Source organism: Sagittula sp. SSi028 (genome assembly GCF_048553715.1).
Classification (GTDB): domain Bacteria; phylum Pseudomonadota; class Alphaproteobacteria; order Rhodobacterales; family Rhodobacteraceae; genus Sagittula.
This window is the reverse complement of record NZ_JBLZNC010000003.1, coordinates 88,363-113,925: the sequence shown is the minus strand read 5'-3', so window position 1 is coordinate 113,925 and position 25,563 is coordinate 88,363. Positions and strand designations below refer to the sequence as shown.

At 62.3% G+C, this 25,563-nt stretch carries 27 protein-coding genes and 1 tRNA gene; 13 read left to right on the top strand and 15 right to left on the bottom strand.

Translation table 11 applies throughout. From position 1 onward, the window contains the following. Positions 1-8: 8 nt before the first annotated feature. Together ACN5AZ_RS06730 and ACN5AZ_RS06725 are read right to left on the bottom strand one after the other, a co-directional pair. Positions 9-1,076, bottom strand: coding sequence for a methylglyoxal synthase (locus ACN5AZ_RS06730; RefSeq protein ID WP_419428095.1), 1,068 nt, complete (start codon positions 1,074-1,076; stop codon positions 9-11). Further along, positions 1,066-1,830, bottom strand: a complete 765-nt coding sequence (locus ACN5AZ_RS06725; protein WP_419428094.1) for a bifunctional hydroxymethylpyrimidine kinase/phosphomethylpyrimidine kinase — start codon at positions 1,828-1,830, stop codon at positions 1,066-1,068. Before ACN5AZ_RS06725 ends, ACN5AZ_RS06730 begins: the two co-directional genes overlap by 11 nt. A gap of 76 nt (positions 1,831-1,906) precedes the next feature. Here ACN5AZ_RS06725 and ACN5AZ_RS06720 point away from each other — a divergent pair. Continuing rightward, positions 1,907-1,980: transfer RNA gene (locus tag ACN5AZ_RS06720), tRNA-Gly, on the top strand. A gap of 121 nt (positions 1,981-2,101) precedes the next feature. Continuing rightward, entirely contained in the window at positions 2,102-3,895 is a 1,794-nt protein-coding gene (locus ACN5AZ_RS06715) for an ABC transporter transmembrane domain-containing protein (protein WP_419428093.1), read from the top strand. Positions 3,896-4,247: 352 nt separating this feature from the next. Here the strand turns inward: ACN5AZ_RS06715 and ACN5AZ_RS06710 are convergent, their stop codons facing one another. After that, positions 4,248-5,807 carry a bifunctional metallophosphatase/5'-nucleotidase gene (locus ACN5AZ_RS06710; protein WP_419428092.1) on the bottom strand — a complete coding sequence of 520 codons (1,560 nt, stop codon included), beginning with the start codon at positions 5,805-5,807 and terminating at the stop codon, positions 4,248-4,250. Positions 5,808-5,985: 178 nt separating this feature from the next. Between ACN5AZ_RS06710 and ACN5AZ_RS06705 the strand changes: the two genes are divergently transcribed. Genes ACN5AZ_RS06705 through arsC form a run of 3 tightly spaced genes read left to right on the top strand, consistent with a single transcriptional unit; the run spans position 5,986 to position 7,714 of the window. Then, entirely contained in the window at positions 5,986-6,324 is a 339-nt protein-coding gene (locus ACN5AZ_RS06705) for a DUF952 domain-containing protein (RefSeq protein ID WP_419428091.1), read from the top strand. Next, on the top strand, positions 6,321-7,379 hold the full coding sequence (locus ACN5AZ_RS06700; RefSeq protein ID WP_419428090.1) for a quinone-dependent dihydroorotate dehydrogenase: 1,059 nt from the start codon (positions 6,321-6,323) through the stop codon (positions 7,377-7,379). Before ACN5AZ_RS06705 ends, ACN5AZ_RS06700 begins: the two co-directional genes overlap by 4 nt. Beyond that, complete coding sequence (gene arsC / locus ACN5AZ_RS06695; RefSeq protein ID WP_419428089.1) at positions 7,370-7,714, top strand: arsenate reductase (glutaredoxin); 345 nt, start codon at positions 7,370-7,372, stop codon at positions 7,712-7,714. Before ACN5AZ_RS06700 ends, arsC begins: the two co-directional genes overlap by 10 nt. A gap of 119 nt (positions 7,715-7,833) precedes the next feature. Here arsC and ACN5AZ_RS06690 read toward each other — a convergent pair whose 3' ends face one another. The 5 genes from ACN5AZ_RS06690 to rpsA form a co-directional block, all read right to left on the bottom strand. Continuing rightward, positions 7,834-8,493 carry a phosphoribosylanthranilate isomerase gene (locus ACN5AZ_RS06690; protein ID WP_419428088.1) on the bottom strand — a complete coding sequence of 220 codons (660 nt, stop codon included), beginning with the start codon at positions 8,491-8,493 and terminating at the stop codon, positions 7,834-7,836. 68 nt (positions 8,494-8,561) lie between these two features. Continuing rightward, complete coding sequence (locus ACN5AZ_RS06685) at positions 8,562-8,924, bottom strand: LapA family protein (RefSeq protein ID WP_419428087.1); 363 nt, start codon at positions 8,922-8,924, stop codon at positions 8,562-8,564. A gap of 3 nt (positions 8,925-8,927) precedes the next feature. Then, entirely contained in the window at positions 8,928-9,209 is a 282-nt protein-coding gene (gene ihfB, locus ACN5AZ_RS06680; protein ID WP_023849055.1) for an integration host factor subunit beta, read from the bottom strand. A gap of 241 nt (positions 9,210-9,450) precedes the next feature. Beyond that, a complete protein-coding gene (locus ACN5AZ_RS06675) occupies positions 9,451-9,786 on the bottom strand; it encodes a hypothetical protein (RefSeq protein ID WP_419428086.1) in 336 nt (111 codons plus the stop codon). Positions 9,787-9,959: 173 nt separating this feature from the next. After that, positions 9,960-11,639, bottom strand: coding sequence for a 30S ribosomal protein S1 (gene rpsA / locus ACN5AZ_RS06670; protein ID WP_419428085.1), 1,680 nt, complete (start codon positions 11,637-11,639; stop codon positions 9,960-9,962). 361 nt (positions 11,640-12,000) lie between these two features. On the opposite strand from rpsA, the gene ACN5AZ_RS06665 reads away from it, so the two are divergent. Together ACN5AZ_RS06665 and ACN5AZ_RS06660 are read left to right on the top strand one after the other, a co-directional pair. After that, positions 12,001-13,155: an amidohydrolase family protein gene (locus ACN5AZ_RS06665; RefSeq protein ID WP_419428084.1), complete on the top strand. Its 1,155-nt coding sequence runs from the start codon at positions 12,001-12,003 to the stop codon at positions 13,153-13,155. 165 nt (positions 13,156-13,320) lie between these two features. Further along, entirely contained in the window at positions 13,321-13,536 is a 216-nt protein-coding gene (locus ACN5AZ_RS06660) for a DUF1127 domain-containing protein (RefSeq protein WP_419428083.1), read from the top strand. A 178-nt stretch (positions 13,537-13,714) separates the two neighbouring features. Here ACN5AZ_RS06660 and rpsD read toward each other — a convergent pair whose 3' ends face one another. After that, positions 13,715-14,335, bottom strand: coding sequence for a 30S ribosomal protein S4 (rpsD, locus tag ACN5AZ_RS06655; RefSeq protein ID WP_419428082.1), 621 nt, complete (start codon positions 14,333-14,335; stop codon positions 13,715-13,717). Positions 14,336-14,633: 298 nt separating this feature from the next. On the opposite strand from rpsD, the gene ACN5AZ_RS06650 reads away from it, so the two are divergent. The 5 genes from ACN5AZ_RS06650 (at position 14,634) to gcvA (ending at position 20,052) form a co-directional block, all read left to right on the top strand. Further along, positions 14,634-15,437 (top strand): EAL domain-containing protein, encoded by an 804-nt coding sequence (locus ACN5AZ_RS06650; protein ID WP_419428081.1) that lies wholly within the window; start codon positions 14,634-14,636, stop codon positions 15,435-15,437. A 152-nt stretch (positions 15,438-15,589) separates the two neighbouring features. After that, positions 15,590-16,765, top strand: coding sequence for an acetyl-CoA C-acetyltransferase (locus ACN5AZ_RS06645; RefSeq protein WP_419428080.1), 1,176 nt, complete (start codon positions 15,590-15,592; stop codon positions 16,763-16,765). Positions 16,766-16,986: 221 nt separating this feature from the next. Beyond that, positions 16,987-17,709: an acetoacetyl-CoA reductase gene (gene phbB / locus ACN5AZ_RS06640; RefSeq protein WP_419428079.1), complete on the top strand. Its 723-nt coding sequence runs from the start codon at positions 16,987-16,989 to the stop codon at positions 17,707-17,709. Between the two features lie 146 nt (positions 17,710-17,855). Then, a complete protein-coding gene (locus ACN5AZ_RS06635; RefSeq protein WP_419428078.1) occupies positions 17,856-18,785 on the top strand; it encodes a VOC family protein in 930 nt (309 codons plus the stop codon). 328 nt (positions 18,786-19,113) lie between these two features. Further along, positions 19,114-20,052 carry a transcriptional regulator GcvA gene (gene gcvA / locus ACN5AZ_RS06630; protein ID WP_419428077.1) on the top strand — a complete coding sequence of 313 codons (939 nt, stop codon included), beginning with the start codon at positions 19,114-19,116 and terminating at the stop codon, positions 20,050-20,052. 54 nt (positions 20,053-20,106) lie between these two features. Here gcvA and ACN5AZ_RS06625 read toward each other — a convergent pair whose 3' ends face one another. From ACN5AZ_RS06625 to ACN5AZ_RS06615, 3 genes are all read right to left on the bottom strand, one after another. Then, on the bottom strand, positions 20,107-20,277 hold the full coding sequence (locus ACN5AZ_RS06625; RefSeq protein ID WP_419428076.1) for a YdcH family protein: 171 nt from the start codon (positions 20,275-20,277) through the stop codon (positions 20,107-20,109). Positions 20,278-20,385: 108 nt separating this feature from the next. Further along, positions 20,386-21,168, bottom strand: a complete 783-nt coding sequence (locus ACN5AZ_RS06620; protein ID WP_419428075.1) for a tRNA1(Val) (adenine(37)-N6)-methyltransferase — start codon at positions 21,166-21,168, stop codon at positions 20,386-20,388. Continuing rightward, positions 21,158-21,373 (bottom strand): DUF2007 domain-containing protein, encoded by a 216-nt coding sequence (locus ACN5AZ_RS06615; RefSeq protein WP_419428074.1) that lies wholly within the window; start codon positions 21,371-21,373, stop codon positions 21,158-21,160. The genes ACN5AZ_RS06620 and ACN5AZ_RS06615 overlap by 11 nt, the downstream gene beginning before the upstream one ends. 53 nt (positions 21,374-21,426) lie before the next feature. On the opposite strand from ACN5AZ_RS06615, the gene ACN5AZ_RS06610 reads away from it, so the two are divergent. Further along, complete coding sequence (locus ACN5AZ_RS06610) at positions 21,427-22,422, top strand: polyprenyl synthetase family protein (RefSeq protein WP_419428073.1); 996 nt, start codon at positions 21,427-21,429, stop codon at positions 22,420-22,422. Here the strand turns inward: ACN5AZ_RS06610 and ACN5AZ_RS06605 are convergent. From ACN5AZ_RS06605 to ACN5AZ_RS06595, 3 genes are all read right to left on the bottom strand, one after another. After that, a complete protein-coding gene (locus tag ACN5AZ_RS06605) occupies positions 22,415-23,323 on the bottom strand; it encodes a 4-(cytidine 5'-diphospho)-2-C-methyl-D-erythritol kinase (RefSeq protein ID WP_419428072.1) in 909 nt (302 codons plus the stop codon). The two genes, ACN5AZ_RS06610 and ACN5AZ_RS06605, sit on opposite strands and share 8 nt — an antisense overlap. Then, complete coding sequence (locus ACN5AZ_RS06600; RefSeq protein WP_419428071.1) at positions 23,310-25,064, bottom strand: tetratricopeptide repeat protein; 1,755 nt, start codon at positions 25,062-25,064, stop codon at positions 23,310-23,312. The genes ACN5AZ_RS06605 and ACN5AZ_RS06600 overlap by 14 nt, the downstream gene beginning before the upstream one ends. Before the next feature lie 96 nt (positions 25,065-25,160). After that, on the bottom strand, positions 25,161-25,451 hold the full coding sequence (locus tag ACN5AZ_RS06595) for a PilZ domain-containing protein (RefSeq protein WP_419428070.1): 291 nt from the start codon (positions 25,449-25,451) through the stop codon (positions 25,161-25,163). Positions 25,452-25,563: the final 112 nt, after the last annotated feature.

Below are 25,563 nucleotides of genomic sequence, written 5' to 3'. Positions count from 1 at the left end.
TGCGGGCGTCACACACCTATCATGCCCGCCAGCAAGGCATCTGCTGCAGAGGGCGACAGGGCCAGCGGCGTATCGTGGTAAATCGCCAAGCGTGTCAGCGCCTGCAGATCCGCATCCCCCGCGTGACCACCCGACGGATCGGCAAAGAACACCACCGCGTCAAGCTCTCCGGTCGCGATCAGCGCGCCAAGTTGCTGGTCCCCACCCAACGCCCCGCGCTGCAAGCGTTTGACGGCGAGATCGGGCAACGCGTCTGTGATCATACGGCCTGTGCTGCCGGTGCTGATCACCCGCTGGCCGGACAAAAGCTGAGCGTGGCGCAGCACCCATGCCCGCAAATGTGCCTTGCGGTTGTTGTGCGCCACCAAGGCGATCCGGCGCGGCGCGCGGGACAGGCGGCGGGCTTGCCCCGTCATGCGCAAGATGGACTGAAGCTGGCCGATGAAGCCTTCGGTTTCTGCGGGGAACACCCCGTCCAGCGCGGCGCTGCCCACGGTGAACCCGGCCGCGCCCGCTTGTGCTGCAGCCTCGACCCGTGCCTGCCGGTCGATTGATCCGGCCATGATCACAGGCTTTGTCACCGCCGCGCAAAGCTGCGCCATCAAGGCAGGCACATCCCCGTCAAACCGATAGGCCAACAGGTCCAGACCGTGCACATGTTCCAGATCGGTCAAGCGGCGGGCGCTGTCGATGATCGCCTCGGCGGGGCCTTGCAGCACCGACGGGTGGCCAACGATCCGCCCGGGAAACGGATAGTAGCGCAGCGGGTGATCGCGAGTGATGGCTGTGACCTCGGGCGCGCGGGTGCCGCCCAGCAGGCAATCCACATCCAGCGACACCGCCGCACGGGCAGAGGCGATCTCGCTCTCCGCATCCAGACTGACCACCTCGAGGTAAGACCGACCACCGGCCTGCCGGATGACCTGCGCCAGTTCGCGCAGCTCGTCAAAGGGCAGGCCCACATCCTTGAAGCCGATGTGACGCACGCCACTTTCCAGCACCTGCTCCAGCCGCGCCCGTGCATCCGGGATCGTGCGGTCGTTCGAGGTCAACATAAAGATAAAGTCAAAGGCCATGCGGCTCTCCTATGTGGGCGGGGGCTTCGGTCCAATGGGGCTGCGACGCAGCGATGGCCAGATGCGGCGCACCAAGACTGTGTTTGATGAGGCATTGCAGATAACCAAGGGCCTGCCCCAATGACACCCCGGCCGCCAGAAACGCCGCCAGCGCATCCCCTGTCCCATGCGGGACGCCGCCATGCCGCTGCACGGGGTAGAACGTGGGTGTGTCCTGCGCATGATCCAGAACGCCAAACCGGCCAGCCACCTCGGCCGAGGTTTCAACCACGCGTGCGGTATCCGCGCCCCGTTGCGCCAGCCAATCCGCCTCGAAACGGTTTGGGGTGATGATATCGGCGCGCGGGACCAAAGCCTTGGCAATCGCACCAGCGACAGGTTCGGGCAAATACAGCCCCCCGGGCGCATCGCCAAAAACGGGATCGACGACAACGCGCAGCGCTGGCAAATCCGCGCGCAACCGGTCGATTAACCCGACCGCAAGATCCACGTGGTCTGGTGTCGGCAAATACCCCGTCTGAAGCGCGTCGGCCCCCTTCAGCAACCCGTGATCGAACAAAGCCCCGACCATAGCGTGCAACTGGTCCACCGGTGTCACAGCCCCGCCCGGCACGCCCAGTCCGGGATGATTGGACAGAACCACGCTCGGCAGGCCGATCACCTCGTGGCCAAGGGCCTGCAACACCGGCTGGCCCGCCGACAGCCCCACGTGACCGCAGGCCACAAAGCTGGACAGAATGACAACCCGCGCCACCGCGCACTCCTTTGCAAAAGCGGCCGGAAACCGGCTTGACCGCGGGCGGCGGCTGGCTTAATCACGGCTCACCCGAGCGGGTATAGCTTAATGGTAAAGCCCCTGCCTTCCAAGCAGGTTATCTCGGTTCGATCCCGTGTACCCGCTCCAGTTCCCCCCCCGGTTTTTATTCCCGCATATGCCGCCTGCGACGCTATTGTCCGCCATGAGCGCTTGACCATATGGGCCGCTGCCCCCAAAACCGCCGGTGCATTATATCCTTGGAGGCGGCATGGCGCGCACACCGGCAGACACCACGGGCGACGAGCGCGAAAAGTCCAAAAACGTGGGCGCTTTGCGCGCGCTCTGGCCCTTTGTGCGGCCCTATCGCGGGCTCATGCTCGCAGCCATCGCGGCCCTGATCCTGACCGCCTGCACCTCGCTTGTGCTGCCGATGGCCGTGCGCCGTGTCGTGGACAATTTCAACGGCACAGACGGCGCCATGCTGGACCGCTACTTCGGAGCCGCTCTGGGCGTGGCCGCCATTCTGGCCGTTGGGACCGCGCTGCGCTATGCCTTGGTGACGCGGCTGGGTGAACGGGTTGTGGCGGACATCCGCATGGCTGTGTTTGACCGCGTGATCGGGCTGTCGCCGGCCTTTTACGAAAAGATCATGACCGGCGAGGTGCTGAGCCGCATCACAACGGACACCACCCTGATCCTGTCGGTGATCGGGTCGTCGATTTCCATCGCCTTGCGCAATCTGCTGCTGTTTACGGGCGGGCTGGTGCTGATGCTGTTCACCTCGGCCAAGCTGACGGGACTGGTGCTGTTGATCGTGCCGCTGGTGGTGGTGCCGATTGCGGTGCTGGGACGGCGGATGCGGGTGCTGAGCCGCGAAAATCAGGACTGGATCGCGCAATCGTCGGGCAATGCGTCCGAGGCGCTCAGCGCGGTGCAAACCGTGCAGGCCTACACCCATGAGCCGCTGTCGCGCGCCGATTTCGCGCGTGTAACGGAAAAGAGCTTTGACGCCGCCAAAAAGCGGATCTGGACCCGCGCCGCCCTGACAGCCATCGTGATTTCGCTTGTGTTTACAGGCATCGTCGGCGTGCTGTGGGTGGGCGCATGGGACGTGCGCGCAGGCGAGATGAGCGCGGGCGTCCTGATCCAGTTCGTGATCTATTCTGTCATGGTGGCAGGCGCGGTGGGCGCGCTGTCGGAGACGTTTTCCGAGCTGCAGCGCGCGGCGGGCGCAACCGAGCGTCTGGTTGATCTGCTGCAGGCCGAGGACAGCGTGCGCGATCCCGCGACACCCGCCCCCCTGCCCCAGCCCGTGCGCGGGGCCATCGGGTTCGAGGGGGTGCGCTTTGCCTATCCTGCGCGCCCTGCGGTGTCGGCGCTGGACGGTGTGACGCTGGACATCCAGCCGGGCGAAACCGTGGCCTTTGTCGGCCCGTCCGGTGCGGGGAAAACCACAATTATTCAACTGCTTCAGCGTTTCTATGATCCGTCGGAGGGGCGCATCACGCTGGACGGTGTGGCGCTGACGAACATGGCCCGCGACAGCTTTCGCGCGCATATGGCGCTGGTGCCGCAGGACCCGATGATTTTTGCCGCCTCTGCCCGTGACAATATCCGCTTTGGACGACCTGACGCATCGGATGCGGAGGTCGAAGCCGCCGCCCGTGCCGCCGCCGCCCATGAGTTCCTGAGCCAATTGCCCGAGGGCTATGAGACCTCGCTTGGGGAGCGTGGCGTCATGCTGTCCGGCGGGCAAAAACAGCGTGTGGCCATTGCCCGCGCCATCCTGCGGGACGCGCCGGTGCTGCTGCTGGACGAGGCCACAAGCGCGCTGGACGCGCAATCGGAGCGGCTGGTGCAGACCGCCGTGGACAGGCTGGCCGAGGGCCGCACCACGCTGATCGTGGCGCACCGTCTGGCCACCGTGAAAAAGGCCGACCGCATCATCGTGATGGAAGCAGGCCGCATCGTAGCGCAGGGCACCCACGACGAGCTGGTGGCCAAAGACGGGCTTTATGCGCAACTGGCGCGGCTGCAATTCACCGAAGGCGGTGCCGCCTGAATCGTCCCAGTACGGTGGGGTTAAAATCCAAGCCATCTAACGCTGCGCGCGGTGGGGTTAACCCACCGCTCCGTTAACCTTTGTCCCCAGACCTTGTGTCTGCCACTATGCAGATCACAAGGCTGGAAGGGTTTGTTCATCAACGTGACCGTCGGTTAACCGGTGAACCGGCCGGTTCAGGGCAAAAACCGGTCGGTTGTTAACCCTCGCACCTGACGTTACGTCATCACTTGTTAATGGGGCGCTGCCCCGTCGCAGCAGGCTGCGACTCCCCGAGGTATTTTACCCAAGAAAAAACCCCGCCCCCGGTGATCGGGAGCGGGGCCTTGGTCGTTGGCCTAAAGTGGGGGGCTTATTCGCCCGCCACCTTGATCCGGCCATCGGTGTAGGGGACGTAGGGCGCGTTTGCGGCGATGTATTCCGCCATCACGTCCGCCAGATCCGGGCCGAAGTCATAGGCGTTTTCCGCGTCCACAAACATGCCGTAGCCGTCGCCACCGTTGCGCACGTAGTTGTTGGAGACCACGCCGTAGAGCTTGTCCTCTTCGATGGGGGCGCCGCCGACCATGACGTCGGAAATGCGGCTGCCCGGCTCTGCGGAAGGATCAACGGTGAAGGACATGCCCGCCACTTGCGGGAAGCGGCCTGCGCCCTCTTCGATCTGGCCGACACCGTTTTCCAGCGCCTCGATCATGGTGGCGCCAGTGACCTGGAAGGTCGACAGCGTGTTCTGGAACGGCAGAACTGTCAGGACCTCGCCCATGGTGACTTCGCCTGCGTCGATGGAGGCGCGCACGCCGCCGCCGTTCTGGATAGCGATTTCGACGCCCTGATCCTTGACCCGGTCAAGCATCGCATCGGCCACGAGGTTGCCCATGGGGCATTCCATGGCACGGCAGACATCGCGCGAGCCTTCGATCGCTTCCGCGGTTTCGGCCACCACGGTCTGGCGCATCTCTTCGAGCGGTCCGGCCAGTTCGGCGATGCGCGCAACGGTTGCCTCGTCCTCTGCCACGGAGGCGTCGAGCAGCTTTGGTGCGCCGGTGATTTCTGTCACCGCACCGTCGTCGTCAAAGGTGACCGACAGCTCGCCCAAGTATTTGCCATAGGCATAGGCGGTCACGATCGGCACATCGTTTTGCATGGTGGGATAGCTGCCCGCTGCGCCATCCATATCGCCCAGCAAGGTGTGGCTGTGGCCACCGATGATCAGGTCGACGCCGGTGAGTTCATCGGCGAGCTTCTTGTCGCCGGGAAGGCCCACGTGGGTCAGCAGGATGATCTTGTTCACGCCGTCCTCGGACAGGCTGTCGATTTCGGCCTGCGCCGCGTCAACCATCGACGAGAAGATCACCGTGTCGCCGGGGGACGACGTTTCGGGCGTGTCTTCGGCCAGCACAGAGACCACGCCGATTTTTTCGTCACCGGGCTGCAGGACGACAGATTTTGCCACGCGACCGGCCAGCATGTTGTTCTGGCTGACGTCGATGTTGGCAGAGAGCACGGGGAATTCGACCTTGTCGAGGAAGTCGGACAGGCCTTCGGGGCCTTTGTCGAATTCGTGGTTGCCGACCGCCATGGCATCGTAGTCGAGCGCGGTCATGAATTCCGCCGCCAGATCGCCACCGTATTGGGTGAAGAAAAGCGAGCCCTGGAACATGTCGCCTGCGTCAAGCAGCAGGACATCGCCCGGTGCTGCGGCACGGGCCTCGGAGATGGCGGTGACCATGCGCGCCATGCCGCCAAAGCATTTGCCTTCGGCGTTGTCCTCAGATCCGCAGGTCGAATCGTACTTGGAGATCGGTTCGAACCGGTCGTGGAAGTCGTTGGTGTGCAGGATTGTCAGGCTATAATCGGCCTGGGCTGCGCCGGCGATCAATGCGGCGGCGGCGGTGGTCATGAGAAAACGCATGAGACCCTCTCTGTCGTCTGTTTTATGGGCAGAGCAGACACCGCGCCGCCCTGTATGTCAAAGGTTCCTGCAAGGTATCGTAGGGGAAATGCCGTTTATCCACAGCGTATTGGATCGATAGGTGATGAGATTTAAGGCGATGCTTGATTTGCCGGGTGCAACGCGGCATCCCATCGCTATGCAGATTTACAAGATTCTCCGTTCCGATGAATGGGTCGCCCTGCGCGAGGCGGGCGAGACCCAAGGTGCCCCTGTCGATATTGCCGATGGCTATATCCATTTTTCAACAGCAGCTCAGGCCCGTGAAACAGCCGCCAAACATTTCGCGGGCGAAGACGGCCTGTTTCTGGCCGCGCTGGAGGCAGAGCGGATGGATGACGGCCTGAAGTGGGAGGAATCGCGCGGCGGCGCCTTGTTTCCGCATTACTATGGCCCGCTGAAACTGGAACATATCGAATGGTGCCAACCTTTGCCGTTGGAAGATGAGGGGCACCGCTTCCCGGATGGATTTGCATGAAAACGATTGAAAAAATCGGCCTTGCCGCGCTGCATCGCTTAGACCCGGAAACCGCGCATGGACTCGCAATCAAAGCGCTACAAAGCGGGCTTGTGCCTGTGGTGGGCCGCGTGACCTCGGACCGTCTGGCCACGACCATCGCGGGGTTGCGACTGGACAACCCCGTGGGTCTTGCAGCGGGATTTGACAAGAACGCGCAAGTTTTGCAACCGCTCGCACGGGCCGGTTTCGGTTTTGTCGAAGTGGGCGCGATCACGCCCCGCCCGCAACCCGGCAACCCCAAACCCCGCCTGTTTCGCCTGACCGAAGACCACGCCGCGATCAACCGTTTCGGGTTCAACAATGACGGGATGGAGGTCGCGGCCAAACGGCTGGCGACCCGTCCTGACAATATGATTCTCGGCCTGAACCTTGGCGCGAATAAAGACAGCACCGACCGAGCAGAGGATTTCGCGAAAGTCCTGCGCCACTGCGGAGCGCATCTCGATTTCGCGACAGTGAACGTGTCTTCGCCGAACACCGAAAAACTACGCGATCTGCAAGGCAAAGAGGCGCTGGCAGCCTTGCTTGCGGGGGTGATGCAGGCCCGCGATGCGCTGCCGAAACCGATCCCCGTTTTCCTGAAAATCGCGCCGGATCTGGACAGGCAGGGATTGGAAGATGTCGCCGAAGTCGCGCTCTCGTCCGGAGTGTCTGGCGTGATCGCAACCAATACGACGCTCGACCGCGATGGCCTACAATCAACACATAAGGCTGAGGCCGGGGGGCTATCGGGCACCCCCCTGTTCGAGAAATCGACAAGGACGCTCGCACAGCTGTCCCAGCTGACAAACGGCGCGTTGCCCATCATCGGCGTCGGCGGTGTCAGCTCGGCAGAACAAGCCTACGAAAAAATCCGCGCCGGGGCGTCGGCGGTACAACTTTACACTGCGCTCATCTATCACGGCCTCAGCCTCGGAGCCGACATCGCAACGGGTCTGGATCGCCTGCTGGCCCGCGATGGGTTTGCCAATGTCGCACAGGCCGTTGGCACAGGACGCAATAAATGGCTTTGATCCTGTGGCACAATCCCCGCTGTTCGAAATCCCGCGATGCATTGTCTCTATTGCAGGCGCGCGGCCAAGACGTGATCTTGCGCCGCTATCTTGATGACCCACCGAGTTTGGATGAATTGCGCGGGCTTCTTGCACGCCTGAACTGCCCCGTACTTGAAATGGTGCGCACTAAAGAGGCGGCTTTCAAGGCGGCTGGTCTTACGAAAGACAGCAGCCAAGAAGATCTTCTGGCCGCAATGGCTGCGAATCCCAAGCTGATCGAAAGGCCGGTTTTGATCACAGACACAAAGGCCGTGATTGGCCGCCCGCCTGAAAAGGTTCTGGACCTGATCTAAGGTACGACGCCCTCGGCTGCCGTTTCATTTAGGTATTTGGCCCAAGGAAAAGCAATGCACGTGTTTGCGTTTTTCCTTGGTCAAAATACCTAAATCCGACAGAAGATCGTGCGCTGCACTCAGAGGCGAGGGATCCGCTCTGATTTGGCGGCGCGCACAAAAGCGTCGATCTTGGCGGCGTCTTTGATGCCGGGCGCGCTTTCGACGGCGGAGGCCAGATCCACCTGGTTTGCACCGGTCATTGCAATAGCTTGTGCGACATTGGCCTCGGTCAGCCCGCCTGCCAGAAGCCATGGTTTGGGCCAACGGCGGCCCGCAATCAGACGCCAATCAAACGGCAGGCCATTTCCGCCGGGCAGAATGGCATCTTTCGGCGGTTTCGCGTCGATCAGCAGTTGGTCTGCGATGGCCATGAAAGTATCGATCTTTTCAAGGTCTTCCTCGGTGGCGAGACCCACGGCCTTGATCACTGGGAGGCCGTAGCGCGCGCGGACCTCACTGACGCGCTGCGGGGTTTCCTTGCCGTGTAACTGTATGAAATCGAGCGGGACTTTGGCGGTGATTTCGTCCAGAAGGTCATCGTCGGGATCGACGACCAAGGCAACCTTGGCAAGCCCGGGCTGGCAAAGCAGCGCCAGTTCGCGGGCCTGATCGGCGGACACGTAGCGTGGGCTCTTGGGAAAGAAGTTGAAGCCCACATAGGCTGCGCCGGAACGGGTCAGCGACTCGATGTCTTCTGCACGGGTGATTCCGCAGATCTTGACGCGAATTTGGGTCATTTGGGCTCCGGAAAAGGAATGGGGACCTCTGGTTAGAGGTCCCCTGTGTCAGCGTAAGGAGATCAGGATCAGGCGCGGGACTGGTCGAGAATGGCCAGCACTTCGTCCTTATCCTTGTCGCGTTCAACCTGGGTCTTTTTCAGCTCGCGTTCAAGTTTGCGGACTTCGCCCTGTTTGGTGCGGGCTTCGACGCGGTATTTGTGCTCCCGCAGCCATTCGAACAGCTCGCCCAGCACAAAACCCAGCAAGATCGCGCCCAAGACCACGATGAACAGAGGCAGCTCTACCGCTATGGCCAGCCAGCCCATCCCCGGGATCGCTGCCATTCCGTCAGGCAGCGTGCTGAGCGTGACCATATCGCGGTTGGCCAGCGACACGATGATCAACACGATGGCGACCACCGCGTAGACAGCATAGCGAATGTAGCGCATGAGTTATTTCCCGTTCAGGCGGTCCCGCAGGAGCTTGCCGGTCTTGAAGAAGGGGACGTGCTTTTCCTCGACCTCGACCGCTTCACCCGTGCGGGGGTTCCGGCCGGTGCGCGCATCCCGTTTCTTGACCGAAAACGCCCCGAAGCCCCGCAGCTCGACCCGGTCGCCCCGGGCCATGGCATTGGTGATTTCTTCGAAGATCGTGTTCACGATCCGCTCTACATCCCGCTGATACAGATGCGGGTTCTCGTCCGCAATCTTCTGGATCAGTTCTGATCTGATCATTCTTTACTTCCCCCTGTCGCGCCTTCCGTTAGTCGAGGAGCGTTATTGGAAAACTATAAGCATACCGATCCGTTACGGGAACCTTTGAAAACGCAATAATTGTCTTATTTTGCATGCGCTTGGCAGGCTTTTCGTGGGATTGATGATGGTTTTGGCAGTGCCGGGGTCAAGATTGGGGTCAGCGAAAATTTCACCCACCCCGTCCCGTGCGGCGATTCGGGTGACGTGGCGGCGCTTTGCCCTATTGGCAGACGGCAGCGAATTCACGGCGGCTTTTGCTGTCGGGTGTCTCTGCCTTGAAGTAGATCAGTCGCATGCCCGCCTCGCCGCAGGTCAGGGCCGCGCGCTGTTTAATCTCGCCCTCGGCCCATGCCCCGCCGAAACGGCCACGCAGCTGGTTCTGCCCCTCGACGGTGATCGGCTTCATGATGAATTCGGTGCTGCCTTGAAGCGGTGCAGGACCGCCTTCAACGATCTGGCTGCCGTCATCGGGTATGACGATCTGGCCGGAGCTTTGGGCGAGGGCAGGCAGCGTTGTGCCCAATAGCAGCCCGAGTGACACCACAAACCGTTTCATACCCTGTCTCCACGCCGGTCCATTTTCCTTAGGTTAGGAAATCCTTTGGGAGAGCGCCATTATTTTTACACGCTTGAGGGATGGTTTATCGAAGCCCCCTGCCCCGCACTCCGTGCAACGAAAAAGGCCCCCGCGTGGGCGGAGGCCTTCTTTAAACGATATGGAAGAGACGATTACTCGTCGCCGCCCTTCAAAGCCGCGCCGAGAATGTCGCCCAGCGACGCGCCTGCGTCGGAGGAACCGAACTGTTCCACGGCTTCTTTCTCTTCTGCGATTTCGCGTGCCTTGATCGACAGACCCAGACGGCGCGTTTTCGAATCGATGTTCGTGACGCGGACGTCGATCTTGTCGCCGGTGTTGAAGCGCTCGGGGCGCTGCTCGGCACGATCGCGGGACAGGTCGGAGCGGCGGATGAAGGACTTCATGCCTTCGTATTCCACTTCGATGCCGCCGTCTTCGATTGCGGTCACTTCAACGGTGATGATGGCACCACGCTTCACGCCGCCAACGGCTTCTGCGAACTTGTCACCACCCAGCGCCTTGATCGAGAGCGAGATGCGCTCTTTCTCGACGTCGACTTCGGAGACCACCGCCTGAACAACGTCGTTCTTCTGGTAGCTCTGGATCGCGTCTTCGCCGCGCTCGTCCCAGGACAGGTCGGAGAGGTGAACCATGCCGTCGATCTCGCCTTCGAGACCGATGAACAGACCGAATTCGGTGATGTTCTTGACTTCGCCTTCGACCTGCGTGCCCTCGGGGTGCGTTTCAGCAAACACTTCCCACGGGTTGCGCTGGGTCTGTTTCAGGCCAAGGGAAACACGACGCTTGGAGGGGTCGATTTCCAGAACCATCACGTCCACTTCCTGAGAGGTGGAGACGATCTTGCCGGGGTGCACGTTCTTCTTGGTCCAGGACATCTCGGAGACGTGAACCAGACCTTCGACACCGGCTTCGAGCTCAACAAATGCACCGTAATCGGTGATGTTGGTCACGCGGCCTTTGTGCACGGAGCCCAGCGGGTACTTGACGCCCACCAGATCCCACGGATCTTCCTGCAGCTGCTTCATGCCCAGGGAGATACGGTGCGTGTCCTTGTTGATCTTGATGACCTGCACTTTGACAGTTTCACCGATCGACAGGATTTCGGAGGGGTGGTTCACACGGCGCCATGCCATGTCGGTCACGTGCAGCAGGCCGTCAACGCCGCCCAAGTCGACGAATGCGCCGTACTCGGTGATGTTCTTGACCACACCGTCAACCGAATCGCCTTCCTGCAGCTTGCCGATAACTTCGGCGCGCTGTTCGGCGCGGGATTCTTCGAGGATCGCGCGGCGCGACACAACGATGTTGCCACGGCGACGGTCCATCTTGAGGATCTGGAACGGCTGCTTGAGACCCATGAGCGGGCCTGCGTCGCGCACGGGGCGCACGTCAACCTGAGAGCCGGGCAGGAAGGCCACGGCGCCGCCGAGATCGACGGTGAAGCCACCTTTGACACGGCCAAAGATCGCACCTTCGACGCGCTGGTCGTCGGCGTATGCTTTTTCGAGGCGGTCCCATGCTTCTTCGCGGCGCGCCATCTCGCGGGAGATAACAGCTTCGCCACGGGCGTTTTCGGCGGCGCGGAGGTAAACCTCGACTTCGTCACCGACAGAGACTTCGGGCTGTTCGCCCGGCTCTGCGAATTCTTTTAGCTCGACACGGCCTTCCATCTTGTAGCCGACGTCGATGATGGCCTGGCCCGCTTCGATTGCGATGACCTTGCCTTTGACAACTGTGCCCTCATCGGGCGTGTCCATCTCGAGGCTCTCGTTCAGGAGTGCTTCGAACTCTTCCATGGATGCGTTAGACATATACGTCTGGTTTCCTTTTCATCGGTTTTCACTGGCCGCACGGTTGGCTCCGCCGGTCTTGGTTGGTCACTGAGCTTGCCGCAAAACAAAGAGGGCCGGTGGTCCGGCCCTGCTCGTCCTTGCCGCGGCGTTAAATGCCTTGTCGACGCTCGCGCGTATAAAGGATGCCCGTTGGCCGGTCAAGCCTTGGGGCCTTCTGATCTGTAGACCGCCCTGTCCTGTGGCCCCTGCCCTGTCACGAATAATTTACGCTAAATCCCAGGTTTTGCGATGAAAATAAGGGGTTTTCGGCGTGAATGTCACGGCCACGATACATTGCCCGATTATGCATCAGGTAACACTCATCGTCCCGAGCAGACCCATGCCAGCTTGTCTTCCTCCCCTGTGCCTGAGCGGTGCAGCCGTCCTGCGCCCCGAGGGATTCTCGGATACCCCTGTGGCCTTTGCCGATGGATTGATCTGTGATGGGACTTTTGCGCAGGTGGATCTGGGCGACTATCTGGTGCTGCCGGGGATCGTTGATCTGCACGGCCCGCTGGTGACGGAGCAGATGGGCGGCGCGGACAGCTCTGCCGCCGCTGATGCGCTGAGCCGCGCGGCCCATGACGCCGCTGCCGCTGGAGTGACCACGGCAAGCGTCGCACTGGGGTGGGGCTGGCAAGGCGGCGGCTATGCGCCTGACCGCTGCGCCGCCGCGTTGACACATCTGCACGGCGCTAAGCGAATGCCATTCTGCGATCTGCTGCCGCAACTGGTGTTGGAGACACACAGCGTCGACACGCAGGACCGCCTTGTGACCACGCTTCGGCGTCATCCGGTCGCCAGCCTGCTGTTCACCGATACGCTGGACAATGCGGCCCAAAAGGCGCTGGTCGATCCGGCCATATCGAGTCAGGCGGCGGAAGACTATCGCACAGCGCTTGACACGCGGCGGGCGCAAGCCCCTGACGTGCCACGACATTTATGCCGTGTGGCCGATATGCTTGAGGCACTGGAGGTGCCCTTTGGCAGTCTGGGTGATGCGGATGGCGAAACCCGTGACTATTACAACCAGATTGGCGCACGGCTGTGTGCCCTGCCGGTGCGCCGCGCGGCGGCGGCGCTGGCGCGGGCGGCGGATGCGCCGATCCTACTGTCTGCGTCAGAGTTATGCGAGCGCGCGCCCGGCGCGGCACCTTTGGCCACGCTGGATCTGATCCACGCAGGCCTCGGCGATGTGCTGGTCTCTGCCGGGGCGTTTAATGCGCTGGTGCCTGGGGCCTTTGCGGTGACACAGGGCGGTGGATGCGGCTTGGAAGACGCTTGGGCCATGGTATCGTGCACCCCTGCCCGCCTGCTGGGGCTTGCGGATCGCGGGCAGATTGCGGCTGGGCTGCGGGCGGATCTGGTGCTGGTTCACCGCAAGCGCCGCACTGTCGATGCCACCATTTGCGGCGGGCGGCTGACGCATGTCAGCCCGGCCTTGCGCGCGCGTTTCGCACCCTTTGCCGACCGTCAGGCCATGGCTGCGGAGTAGCCCGCTTAGGGCGACGTTAATACGTGTAAAATTCATCTAAATGTTGAAGCCATGCATAAGGTGGACAGCCGGTATGCTGCACTGGCAGTGGTCCTACGCCGCAGTGCGGCATAGATTGGTGGCACGGAGGGGAGCAATCGTTCCAACCGAAGAGGCATAAACGCTATGGCACATATTACATATGACGACAGCGCCCGTCGCGGCATCCTGAGCAGCATGTTCCACGGTATGATGGACACGCTGACCCGCGCGGCTGAATCCAGCCACCGCATGAAGGAAATCGAACGCCTGCAGGGCCTGTCCGATGCAGAGCTGGCAAAACGCGGCCTGACCCGCGAAGGCATCGCGCACCACGTGTTCCGCGACATTTACTACGTCTGAATGATGTAGCGATCCGCTGATGCGGATGTGACCAAGGCCGTCGTTCCTACCGGAACGGCGGCCTTGGTGCGTTTGGCGCTATGATCCGGCGCATTGCTGTTCCGGCAAACAAAAAGGCCACCCCAAAGGGCGGCCCCAAAGTCGGGCGGCGCATAGCACCGCCCTACGTCTGTTACGCTTAGTTCTGAGCGTAGTATTCGATAACCAGGTTCGGTTCCATCTGAACCGCGTAGGGCACGTCCGACAGGCCGGGGGTGCGCACGAAGGTCGCAGTCATTTTGGAGTGGTCGGCCTCGATGTAATCGGGGACGTCACGCTCTGCCAGTTGGACAGCTTCGAGAAGCGCGGTCATCTGCTTGGACTTCTCGCGGACCTCGATCACGTCACCCTCTTTCACACGGTAGGAGGGGATGTTGACGCGCTTGCCGTTCACTAGCACGTGGCCGTGGTTCACGAACTGACGTGCAGCAAAGACGGTCGGCACGAATTTCGCGCGGTAGACGACGGCGTCCAGACGGCGCTCGAGCAGGCCGATCAGGTTTTCACCGGTGTCACCCTTCACACGCTCTGCCTCGGCATAGATGCGACGGAATTGCTTTTCGGTCATGTCGCCGTAGTAGCCCTTGAGCTTCTGCTTGGCGCGCAGCTGCAGACCGAAGTCGGACAGCTTCTGCTTACGACGCTGGCCGTGCTGGCCGGGGCCGTATTCACGACGATTGACCGGGGACTTCGGACGGCCCCAGATGTTTTCGCCCATGCGGCGGTCGATTTTGTATTTGGCAGACGTGCGTTTTGTCACGGCTGATCTCCTTCTGTAGGTTCGAAGGGCGTTGTCCTCTTTCCGGACCGGCGAACCGGCACCCCGGATTGACAGGCATCCCCTTGCGAGGGCCACCAACACCAATGAAGGCGCTCAAATACACGGCCTGTGCGTGGTGTCAACCGCAGTGTTTGGGCTGCGGCGTGGAGGGCGGCTGAAAGCTTTCGGAACAATTTAGGACAAAGCCGCACTTTAACGCGGGCTTAATTGGTGCGGTGTCAGATGGCAGGCGGTTGGGGGCTCTGCCACAGGTCGGAGCTGGAAAATGGGAAAGATCATGACAGGTCCGCGTAATCCGCTGGATCATGCCGTAACTGCGCGTGATGCCGGTACAATTGATATGGTACGCCGCGCCATCCAGCACCGGCAGGTCATGCTGGCGTTCCAGCCCGTGGTGACCTCGGTCCATCCGGATCGCATCGCCTTTCACGAGGGGCTGATCCGCGTTCTGGACGAAACCGGCCGCGTGATCCCTGCCGCCGATTTCATTGATGCGGTTGAAAGCACGGAATACGGGCGGCTGCTGGACTGTATCGCATTGGAGAAAGGCCTGGCCGAGCTCGCCCGCGTGCCCGAATTGCGACTGTCCATCAACATGTCTGCCCGATCCATCGGATATAAAAAGTGGATGCGCACGCTCAACCGTGGACTGGCGGCGGATCCGACTGTGGCGGAACGGCTTATTCTGGAAATCACGGAACAGTCTGCCATGCTGGTGCCCGAACTTGTGGTGACTTTCATGCAGGACCTGCAGGTCAAGGGAATCACCTTTGCCATCGACGATTTCGGGCAAGGGTACACGGCGCTGCGCCACTTCAAGGATTTCAGCTTTGATGTGCTGAAAATTGACGGCGCTTTTTGTAAGGGGATTGCGGCAGACCCCGACAATCAGGTGCTCGTCTCGGCGATCGTGCAGATCGCTGTGCAATTTGATATGTTCACCGTCGCCGAAAGCATCGAGAGCGGCGCGGATGCAGACTGCTTGCAAGCCATTGGCGTGGACTGCCTTCAGGGCTTTTTCTACGGCGCGCCCACGGTCACCCCGACGTGGCGCGAGGCCAACAGCCGCAAACGCGCGTAGCCTATGCCGCACCGCCGCATCGCACGGAACCTCTTTTTCTGCGACGGCAAATGGGTTAATTCAGGGACCTGACAGGCGCGACAGAAGCACCCCGCAGGGAGCGGATCGCCAATTTCGGCAGGTGCAGACACGCCAGGTCTGGAGGACACCACATGACAAACGTCGTTATCGCAAGCGCCGCCCGCACCGGAGTTGGCAGCTTTGGCGGTTCTTTTGCGAACACCCCCGCCCACGATCTGGGCGCCGCTGTTCTGGAAGCACTGGTCGCGCGCGCCGGCATCGAAAAAGGTGAGGTTTCCGAGACGATTTTGGGTCAGGTATTGACCGCAGCCCAAGGGCAGAACCCCGCACGTCAGGCCCATGTGAATGCAGGTCTGCCCATCGAATCCGCCGCTTGGTCCATCAATCAGGTCTGCGGATCGGGCCTGCGGGCCGTGGCGCTGGCCGCTCAGCACATCCAGCTGGGCGACGCGGCCATCGTATGCGCCGGTGGTCAGGAAAACATGTCCATGAGCCCCCACGCGCAAAACCTGCGCAACGGCTATAAAATGGGCGATGTGCAGTACATCGACACGATGATTCGCGACGGCCTGTGGGATGCGTTCAACGGCTACCACATGGGCCAGACCGCCGAGAATGTCGCCGAACAATGGCAGATCAGCCGCGAGATGCAGGATGAATTCGCTCTCGCCTCCCAGAACAAGGCCGAGGCCGCGCAAAAGGCCGGCAAGTTCGACGACGAGGTGATCCCCTTCACGATCAAGACCCGCAAGGGCGAAATCGTGATGGATAAGGACGAATACATCCGCCACGGCGCGGTGATCGAGAACATGCAGAAACTGCGCCCGGCCTTTACCCGTGACGGGTCGGTCACGGCGGGCAATGCCTCGGGTCTCAATGACGGCGCCGCCGGTGCGCTGCTGATGACGGCGGACGAGGCGGAAAAGCGCGGGATCGAGCCGCTGGCCCGCATCGTGTCCTATGCAACGGCCGGTCTGGACCCATCCATCATGGGCGTGGGTCCCGTCTATGCCTCGCGCAAGGCGCTGGAAAAAGCGGGCTGGAAGCCGGAAGATCTGGATCTGGTCGAAGCCAACGAAGCCTTCGCCGCGCAGGCCTGCGCCGTGAACAAGGACATGGGCTGGAACCCCGAGATCGTGAACGTCAACGGCGGCGCGATTGCCATCGGCCACCCCATCGGCGCGTCGGGCGCGCGCGTCCTGAACACCCTGCTGTTCGAGATGAAGCGCCGCAACGCCAAGAAAGGTCTGGCAACTTTGTGCATCGGCGGCGGTATGGGCGTTGCCATGTGTCTTGAGCGCCCGTAAGCTTCTATTGACCGCATCAAAGGGGCGCCCGTGCGGTGCCCCTTTTTTGTGGCCGCGAGGGAGGAATGGAACGCGAGGATGCCTGCCTTTTACCCGACACAGCCATGCTGCAGGTGCAAAAACGCCGCACCTCGCAGACCCGATGCGCAATATTGTTGTTACTTTTGTGATATATTGATAACAAAGTTACCATAAAAAAATACGACTGGGAGGAGACCCAAATGGCAAGAGTTGCACTCGTCACCGGCGGAAGCCGCGGCATCGGAGAAGCAATTTCCAAAGCGTTGAAGGCCGAAGGCTATGAAGTTGCGGCGACTTACGCTGGCAACGATGAAAAAGCCGCCGCTTTCACCGAGGCGACCGGCATCAAGACCTACAAGTGGAATGTCGCGGATTACGAGGCCTCCAAAGCCGGACTTGCTCAGGTCGAGGCCGATCTGGGTCCGATCGACGTCGTCGTGGCCAACGCGGGCATTACCCGCGACGCGCCGTTCCACAAGATGACACCGGACCAGTGGAAAGAGGTCGTGGACACCAACCTGACCGGCGTGTTCAACACCATCCATCCGATCTGGCCGGGCATGCGCGAGCGTAAATTCGGGCGTGTGATCGTGATCTCGTCGATCAACGGCCAAAAGGGGCAGTTCGCGCAGGTCAATTATGCCGCGACCAAGGCAGGCGATCTTGGGATCGTCAAATCGCTGGCCCAAGAGGGCGCGCGCGCAGGCATCACCGCAAACGCCATCTGCCCCGGCTATATCGCCACAGAGATGGTGATGGCCGTGCCGGAAAAGGTCCGCGAATCGATCATTGGCCAGATCCCCACAGGCCGTCTGGGCGAACCCGAAGAGATCGCGCGCTGCGTGACTTTCCTTGCCTCTGACGATGCCGGCTTCATCAATGGATCGACGATTTCCGCAAACGGCGGCCAGTTTTTCGTCTAACATTTGATGGGTTTACTGCACCCTATCGTAGCCCCGGTCATTTGGCCGGGGCTTTTTCGTGCGATGGCGCACCATTCCCGCGCAAATTCCCCGAATACCCTGCGCCCAAGCACAGCCTATATTCCGCGCAAACCGGAGGATACGCCATGTTGAAACAGATCAATGGATTGCATCACGTCACCTCGCTCGCCTCAAGCGCGCAGGAGAACAACAGCTTTTTCACAAAAACGCTGGGTTTGCGCCGGGTGAAGAAGACGGTGAATTTTGACGCGCCGGACGTCTACCACCTGTATTACGGCGATGCCGCAGGCGCGCCGGGCACGGTGATGACCTACTTCCCGTTCCCCCATGCGGCGCGCGGCCGCGCCGGGACCGGCGAGGTCGGGACCACCGCCTTTTCGGTGCCGCGTGGTGCCCTGCCCTATTGGCAGGACCGGCTGGACACATTCAACGTCGCAGGGCTGACCCGCAGCGAGCGGCTGGGCGAGGCGCGGCTGGCGTTCAAAGGCCCCGATGGCGACGGCTTTGCGCTGGTCGAGACGGAGGACAGCCGCCCCCCTTGGGCCGCAGAGGTCCCCGAAGACGTGGCCATTCGCGGCTTTCATTCTGCGGACATGCGTCTGTCCCCCCGCGATGCGCAGGCCAGCGCCGAGTTGTTGCGCTTTATGGGATATAGCCGCGAGGACACGACAGACAATGTCACCCGCTTCCGCATCGAGGGCGGCAATGACGCGCAGGTCATCGACATCACCGAAGTCGACGCAGCCCCTGCCGCGCAGGGGGCGGGATCGGTGCATCACATCGCGTTCTCTGTAGATGACCGTGCCGCGCAACAGGAGGTGCGGCGCGCCCTGCTCGACACCGGCTACCACGTCACCCCTGTGATTGACCGTGATTATTTCTGGGCGATCTATTTCCGCACGCCCGGTGGTGTGCTGTTCGAGGTGGCCACAAACGAGCCGGGATTCGACCGCGACGAAGACCTCGCCCATCTGGGCGAGGCGCTGAAACTGCCCCGTCAGCACGAACATCTGCGCGACAAGCTGGAGCAGTTGCTGGAGCCGATCACGGATTAAGCCGCCTTGCCCGAGAAACAAAAAGCGCCCCCGCAGCCATCAGGTTCGGGGGCGCTTGGGTCTTTGCCAGACCGTCGGGACATATGCCCTGCGGTCAGTTGCGGCGAAGAAACAGCGCACGCCAGACGTCGCGCATCATGGTGCCTCGGGCGTCATGAGCGGCACGGATCGCGGCGCGGTGGCGCGTGTCGATAGCAGATTCCAGCATGTCGGGCCCCTTTCACTAAAGCCTGTCTTGATTGGGTATGAGATAGCGGCGCAGATCAAAGGCGACAAACGAGACATCTTATGCTATCAGTTAAGAATATCTTTTCTGACGGAGGATCTGATGCCGGACCGCCTGCCCCCGCTGACCGCGCTGCGCGCTTTTGAGGCTGCGGCGCGTCACATGTCCTTTGCCAAGGCCGCGCAGGAATTGCATGTGACCCCGGCGGCCCTGTCGTTTCAGATCAAATCTCTGGAGACGGAGCTGGGGGCGCCGCTGTTCCACCGCCTGAACCGCGCCGTGACATTGACGCAGGCGGGGCAGATGCTGGCACCTGAGCTGAGCGAGGGGTTCGACCGGCTCAACAGCGCGTGGCGTGCGGTGCGGCGCAGTCTGGATGGTGCGGTGTTGACGGTGACGGCGGGTCCGGGGTTTACGGCAAAATGCCTCGCCCCGCGCCTGTACGGCTTTGCGCAGGCGCATCCGGACATCGAACTGCGGTTTCTGGCGGGCTTGCGGCGGTTCGATTTCCAGCGTGACGAGGTCGATGTGGCCATTCGTTACGGCCTTGGCCCCGATGAGGGTCTGTTCTCAGAGACCCTCATCGACGAGGGGATCGCGCCGCTGATGCGTCCGGATTTGGCCGCGCGCTACCCCACTCCTGAAAGCCTGCGCATGGCGCCGCTGATCGAAGACAGCTCGCACGCGTTTCTGGACCCTGCGCCGGATTGGCAGGCGTGGTTTGCCGCCTGCGGGATCGACCACCGGCCAACGGTGGCGACCAGTTTTTCGCAGGTGGATCATGCGCTGGATGCGGCGCTGGCGGGGGGCGGCGTGGCCCTGTCGCGCACCTCGCTGGCACAAGGCCTGCTGGCCAGCGGACAGCTGGTCGCGCCATACGACATCATGCTGGCAACGCCCGCGCGGTTCCGGTTTCTTTGCCCCACAGGCACAGAGCAGCGACCGCAGATTGCCGCGTTCAAGGACTGGTTGTTCGGGGAAATCAGGGCGCTGCCTTCGGGCATCGAAGGCAAAACGCTGGTTTCCGTGCTGCGGCCATGACCACATCAGACCTGCCCCGGCCAGAGCCGAGACAGGCCACCCTCGCCCGGGGCGTCAGGCGGTGGTCGAAAGTCTCGCGATTTCCTCCTTGATCCGCAGTTTCTGCTTCTTCATGTCCGCGATGTGCAGATCATTTGTGCCAGGCGCACGTTGTGCCGCCTCGACCTTGTCCGAAAGTGTTTGGTGTTTCCTCTTCAGTTCCTGCAGATGCGAACTCAAGCTCATTGGATACTCCTTTCGTTGGGGTTCAGGAGTCCAGTGCAGCACATCACAGGCCACCTGTCACGCCGCAGCTGCAAGAATGCTTCACAAAACTTTTAGAATCGGCAAGATTCAGCTTTGCGGCGTGGCAAAATCCAACGCTTTGCCCAATAACATGACGTTGCGGAAGCTCTCGGTATAGTTGTCGGGCTGCTCGGGCCGAATCGTGTCGGGATGGATTGGGCGCGGCGTGTGGCAGACAAAGGGCGCCCGCCCGTTCTTGCGCCCACGGATCAGGAAAAGACGGGGAGGACGCCCCGTGCGCGGCAGCAATGGCAGCAATTCGAGCGAGCCCAGATGACCGTGCATCGCCGCCATCAGTTCCGGCAACCGTTCGATGCGCTGGATAAAGGTTGCATAGCCGCGCGGGCGCAGGCGTTTGGCCGCCGTGGCCACCCAGACGTCCAGCGGGATTTCGCCCGCCCGCCCCGTACCGCGCCCACTGTCTCGGGCAACCACCCCGCGTGCGGTCTCAAAGTACGGCGGATTGGCGATGACGTGGTCAAAGTTCTGCGCCCGCAGATCGGCGGGCGGGCAGGCCACGTCCCCCGTCCAGATCGTTCCGGTCAACCCATTGTGATCGAGGTTGCGCCGCGCGAGATCCGCATAGCCCGGCTGCAGCTCCAGCCCCGCTAGCTGCAAGCCCGCCACCCGCGCCCCCAGACAGCACAGCGCAACCCCGCCGCCGCAGCCCAGATCCAGCACCGACTGGCCGCTGCGCGCCTGTACGCTGGCCGCCAGCAAAACCGGGTCCGTGCCCGCGCGATACCCCTCACGCGGTTGAAAGATATGGGTTTTACCGCCCAGCATCGCATCACAGGTCAAATCCTGCGCGGCAAAGGGATCACCCCGCAAGGTTCACCCCCGCCAGTTCCAGAACACGCCGCGCGCGGTCCAGATCATCCGCTCGCACCATCAGGCGGCGCGGCAAAATGCCGATGCTGCCTTCGAGGATGCTCATATTTACGTCCAGCTCAAAGCTGGGTATATCCTCGCCATCCAGAAGGGTTTTGACCAGCGGGATCAAAGTGATGTCGGTGGTGCGTAGAAGCTCTTGCATGGGTGTGATGTAAGGACAGGACGCGCGCCTGTCGAGCCTCAAGGGGGAGAGCGATGTTGGATCAGCGAAATGGCAAACCGCACGAACGTCTGGCCCAGCTGCTGGCCCCGGAAATGGATGCGGTCAACGCCCTGATCCGCGACCGCATGGCGTCGGAACATGCGCCGCGCATCCCAGAGGTGACGGCCTATCTGGTCGAGGCAGGCGGCAAACGTTTGCGCCCCCTGCTGACGCTCGCCGCGGCCAAGCTGTGCGGCTACGACGGCCCCTATCATGTGCATCTCGCCTCGACGGTGGAGTTCATCCACACCGCGACGCTGCTGCACGATGATGTGGTCGACGAAAGCCTGATGCGTCGCGGTCGCAAGACCGCCAACCTGTTGTGGGACAACAAATCTTCGGTTCTGGTGGGGGATTACCTTTTCGCGCGGTCGTTCCAGCTGATGACCGAGACGGGCAATCTGCGGGTGCTGCGCATCCTGTCCAACGCCGCCGCCACCATCGCAGAGGGCGAGGTGCTGCAACTGACCGCCGCGCAGGATCTTTCGACGACAGAGGCGATTTATCTGCAGGTTGTGCGTGGCAAGACCGCCGCGCTGTTTTCGGCGGCCACGCAGGTGGGTGGCGTGATTGCAGACCGCCCCGAACCGGAGGTGCAGGCGCTGTTCGATTACGGCGATGCGCTGGGGATTGCCTTTCAGATCGTGGATGACCTGCTGGATTATTGGGGCGGTGACGCCACCGGCAAGAACATCGGGGATGATTTCCGCGAGCGCAAACTGACGCTGCCGCTGATCAAGGCGCATGCCAAGGCCGATGCCGAAGAGCGTGCTTTTTGGACGCGGGTCATCGAAAAGAGCGACCAGCAAGAGGGCGATCTGGACCATGCGTTGGCCCTGCTGAACAAACACGGCGCGCTGGAAGAGACGCGGCAAGAGGCGCTGGCCTGGGCGGCCAAAGCCAAAGCGGCCATGCAGTCCCTGCCCCAAAGCGAGCTGCGCGACCTTCTGATCGATCTCAACGACTATGTGGTCGCGCGGGTCAGCTAAACCGGGGCATGCCCCAGTCTGACACATCCCCCAAAAGCGCGGGCGCGACCCACCAATCGGGGTGCGCTGCGCGGATCTCTGCGGCCATCTGATCCAGATCCGCCTGTGTGGCCGCCGCGAACAGGCCAAAACAGGTGGCGCCAGAGCCGGACAACCGCGCCAGACCACAGCCCGGCAAGCGCCCCAGTGCATCCAGCACCTGACCGACCGCAGGCTCTATCCCTTCTGCGGCGGGCTGCATGTCGTTGCGCTGCGTCTGCAGGAACGCGACCAGATCCGCCGCATCGGCAAAGCGGGGCAGATGTGCGGGCATCGGCGGGTTGTCACGGCGCGTCATGGCGCGGAACACCGCAGGGGTCGACACGGGCTTGCGCGGATTGACCAGCACGGCGGGCAGCGGCGGCAGATCAGGCACAGGGGTCAGCGTCTCACCAATCCCCGTGGCGCGCAGGGGCCGGTTCATCATGCACATAGGCAGATCGGCACCCAGTTTTTGCAGGTCCAACGCGGCGGCGAGATGGGACAGCCGCGCGCCGAGTTGATCCTCGTCCAACGACAGGCCGCGCAGCAAAAGCGCCCGCAAGACCGCTGCCGCATCGGCAGAGCCCCCCCCGATGCCAGAGGCCGCAGGCAGAAATTTGGTCAGCTTGACGGAGATGTCGTCGCACACAAGGCGCGCGGCCCGCAGCACAAGATTGCTGTCATCGCAGGGCACGCCAGCGGCTTCTGGGCCGGACACCGACAGCGTCATACCGCGCGCGGAAAAACCGACCTCCAGCAGATCATGGACCGGCGCGAACACCACCAGTGAATCCAGCAGGTGATAGCCGTCATCGCGTTGGCCGGTCACATGCAGGGTCAGGTTGATCTTGGCCGGGGCGCGGACCCTAGCCTTCGTCATCGCCACCCGCGCCTGCTGCGGCCTGCTCCAGCGAGGGCGCGCCCTCTTCGGCCAGAACCTGATCCAGACCGACCTCAAGCTTGCGCTTGATCCGGTCTGGGTTGGCCTCGTCCGAGGAATCGCCCCAGTCGACAAAGGACAGGGCGCGTTTCCACATGAATTCCGCTTCGCGTTCGCGGCCCACGGCCCAATACACGTCACCCAGATGGTCGTTGACCACGGGGTCGATCGGCATCAGCTCGGCGGCGCGCTCCATATGCGGCACGGCCTCCTCATAGCGGCCAAGGCGGTACAAAACCCAACCAAGGCTGTCGACGATATAGCCGGAATTAGGCCGCGCGGCGACGGCGCGTTCGATCATATCCAGCGCCTCGTCCAGCTTGCGCTGCTGTTCGACCAGCGAATAGCCGAGGTAGTTCAACACCTGCGGCTGTTCGGGGTTCAGCTCCAGCGCGCGGCGGAAATCGGATTCGGCTGCCTCCCACTGGTCCTGACGCTCAAAGCTGATGGCGCGGGCGTAGTACAGGAACCACTGGCGCGGCGTGTCCTCGCCCATCAGGTCCAGCGCGCGGGTGTAGGCATCGACCGCCTCGGCGTAGCGTTCCTCTTGGCGGTAAAGATCGCCAAGACTGGTGTGCGCGACGGTCAGGTCCGGCTGAAGATCAGCGAGATCCTCGATCACGTCGATGGCTGCGGCCACATCGCCCTGTTCGCGCAGGGCCTCTGCCTCACCCAGAACGGCGGCGTGATAGGACGGATCCTCGGCAGGCACCTTTTCAAAGGTCTGCTCTGCCAGATCGTAGCGGCCCATGCCCGACAGCAATTCACCCGACAGCAGGATCGCATCGGTGTGGTCGGGGCGCAGATGTTCGGCCATGCGCGCATAAAGCAGCGTCAGCTCGTCGCTGCCCTCGTTCGAGAGCGCGCCCGCGAGGGTGTAGAACACCTCGGCCATGCCGTCCTTGGGGCTGCGCACATGGCTGAACGGCATGCGGTCGCCAGCGGCCAGCGTGTCGCGCATCTCCGCAAGTTCGGGGTCCAGATCCGCGCCAAAGTTCTCGTCCAGCAATTCAACGGCTGCGTCGGTCTGGCCAAGCTGGGACAGGATTTCCGCGCGGGCCATGACACCGCGTCGGGTGCCGGACATGCCGCCGGCCTGATCTTCCTCGAAGATGCTGCTGGCGGTTTCGAAATCCCCGACAGAGGCCAGCGCCAACGCCTTGTGATAAGCGGCAAACGGGGCAAGGCCCTGCATCTTGGCCACCTCGTCAAAGGCCAGCAAGGCCGCGCTCATGTCGCCGGAGCCCAGCAGTGACCACGCCTTGACCAGACCATCGGCCAGCGGACCAATGGCGCGGCCTTCATCCACGGCCTTGATGATGGCGGCGTAGCTTTCATCGGACGCGGTCTGCGTGATGATGGCCATGCGCGCGATCTGCGAGGGGGTGTCGGCGTCTTCCATCCGCTGCGCCAGTTCGGCGGCGCGGTCGAAATCGCCCAATGACATCTCTGCCAGAATGGCGCGTTCCAGCAATTCGGGGCGGGCGGGATCATTTTCCAGCGCGCGCCCGTAATACAGCGCTGCGGCCGTAAAATCGCCAAGGAAGCTGGCCTGACGCGCGGCAAGGTAGTCCCCCGCGATGCCATTGGCCTGCGCGGGGCCAAAGCCCAATGTGGCGGCTGCCACGGCCAATGCGCTGACCCGGAGTGTCGCACGAATGCCCTTTGCCCAATGCGTCAAAATCCCGCCTCCTGCGATGTCGTTTCACACCGAATCCTAGAGCGCACCGCAGGGCTTGGCAATGGACCGGCCCCAGATCACAGCCCCACGGGCCGATCACATAAACACGAGGTCACGATACTGCCGCAGGTTTTCCAGTTGCGCGGCGCTTAGCGGGCGGTCGAATTTCAATGCGGCCCCCCGTTCGGACACGCGGACCACATGCGCCATGACCGGCTGGCGCATGGCCGACAGGCGAACCGCCTGCCCCGTGGCCAAGGGCAGATCGCCCTGCGCAAAGGCCCCGCTGATCGAGACATTCACAATCTTCGCAGCGAAATCCCCCTGATCGGTACGCAGCTCGAATCCCCAGGCGCTTGGCCAACGGTCTGCACGGCTTTGCATCATGGTCACATTCCCTGTGATGCGCCCCCATGGCCAGATTGGCCACGACATCTGAAGAAGTCGTTAAGGCCCCAGATACGCAAAACGCGCCCCCGAGGGGACGCGCCTGTCTGTT

Bases quoted from the DNA above. Each gene is read 5' to 3' on its own strand.
- ACN5AZ_RS06730 (WP_419428095.1), bottom strand. From the start codon at position 1,076: ATGGCCTTTGACTTTATCTTTATGTTGACCTCGAACGACCGCACGATC.
- ACN5AZ_RS06715 (WP_419428093.1), top strand. From the start codon at position 2,102: ATGGCGCGCACACCGGCAGACACCACGGGCGACGAGCGCGAAAAGTCC.
- ACN5AZ_RS06710 (WP_419428092.1), bottom strand. From the start codon at position 5,807: ATGCGTTTTCTCATGACCACCGCCGCCGCCGCATTGATCGCCGGCGCA.
- ACN5AZ_RS06705 (WP_419428091.1), top strand. From the start codon at position 5,986: ATGCAGATTTACAAGATTCTCCGTTCCGATGAATGGGTCGCCCTGCGC.
- ACN5AZ_RS06700 (WP_419428090.1), top strand. From the start codon at position 6,321: ATGAAAACGATTGAAAAAATCGGCCTTGCCGCGCTGCATCGCTTAGAC.
- arsC (WP_419428089.1), top strand. From the start codon at position 7,370: ATGGCTTTGATCCTGTGGCACAATCCCCGCTGTTCGAAATCCCGCGAT.
- ACN5AZ_RS06690 (WP_419428088.1), bottom strand. From the start codon at position 8,493: ATGACCCAAATTCGCGTCAAGATCTGCGGAATCACCCGTGCAGAAGAC.
- ACN5AZ_RS06685 (WP_419428087.1), bottom strand. From the start codon at position 8,924: ATGCGCTACATTCGCTATGCTGTCTACGCGGTGGTCGCCATCGTGTTG.
- ihfB (WP_023849055.1), bottom strand. From the start codon at position 9,209: ATGATCAGATCAGAACTGATCCAGAAGATTGCGGACGAGAACCCGCAT.
- ACN5AZ_RS06675 (WP_419428086.1), bottom strand. From the start codon at position 9,786: ATGAAACGGTTTGTGGTGTCACTCGGGCTGCTATTGGGCACAACGCTG.
- rpsA (WP_419428085.1), bottom strand. From the start codon at position 11,639: ATGTCTAACGCATCCATGGAAGAGTTCGAAGCACTCCTGAACGAGAGC.
- ACN5AZ_RS06665 (WP_419428084.1), top strand. From the start codon at position 12,001: ATGCCAGCTTGTCTTCCTCCCCTGTGCCTGAGCGGTGCAGCCGTCCTG.
- ACN5AZ_RS06660 (WP_419428083.1), top strand. From the start codon at position 13,321: ATGGCACATATTACATATGACGACAGCGCCCGTCGCGGCATCCTGAGC.
- ACN5AZ_RS06650 (WP_419428081.1), top strand. From the start codon at position 14,634: ATGACAGGTCCGCGTAATCCGCTGGATCATGCCGTAACTGCGCGTGAT.
- ACN5AZ_RS06645 (WP_419428080.1), top strand. From the start codon at position 15,590: ATGACAAACGTCGTTATCGCAAGCGCCGCCCGCACCGGAGTTGGCAGC.
- phbB (WP_419428079.1), top strand. From the start codon at position 16,987: ATGGCAAGAGTTGCACTCGTCACCGGCGGAAGCCGCGGCATCGGAGAA.
- ACN5AZ_RS06635 (WP_419428078.1), top strand. From the start codon at position 17,856: ATGTTGAAACAGATCAATGGATTGCATCACGTCACCTCGCTCGCCTCA.
- gcvA (WP_419428077.1), top strand. From the start codon at position 19,114: ATGCCGGACCGCCTGCCCCCGCTGACCGCGCTGCGCGCTTTTGAGGCT.
- ACN5AZ_RS06625 (WP_419428076.1), bottom strand. From the start codon at position 20,277: ATGAGCTTGAGTTCGCATCTGCAGGAACTGAAGAGGAAACACCAAACA.
- ACN5AZ_RS06615 (WP_419428074.1), bottom strand. From the start codon at position 21,373: ATGCAAGAGCTTCTACGCACCACCGACATCACTTTGATCCCGCTGGTC.
- ACN5AZ_RS06610 (WP_419428073.1), top strand. From the start codon at position 21,427: ATGTTGGATCAGCGAAATGGCAAACCGCACGAACGTCTGGCCCAGCTG.
- ACN5AZ_RS06605 (WP_419428072.1), bottom strand. From the start codon at position 23,323: ATGACGAAGGCTAGGGTCCGCGCCCCGGCCAAGATCAACCTGACCCTG.
- ACN5AZ_RS06595 (WP_419428070.1), bottom strand. From the start codon at position 25,451: ATGATGCAAAGCCGTGCAGACCGTTGGCCAAGCGCCTGGGGATTCGAG.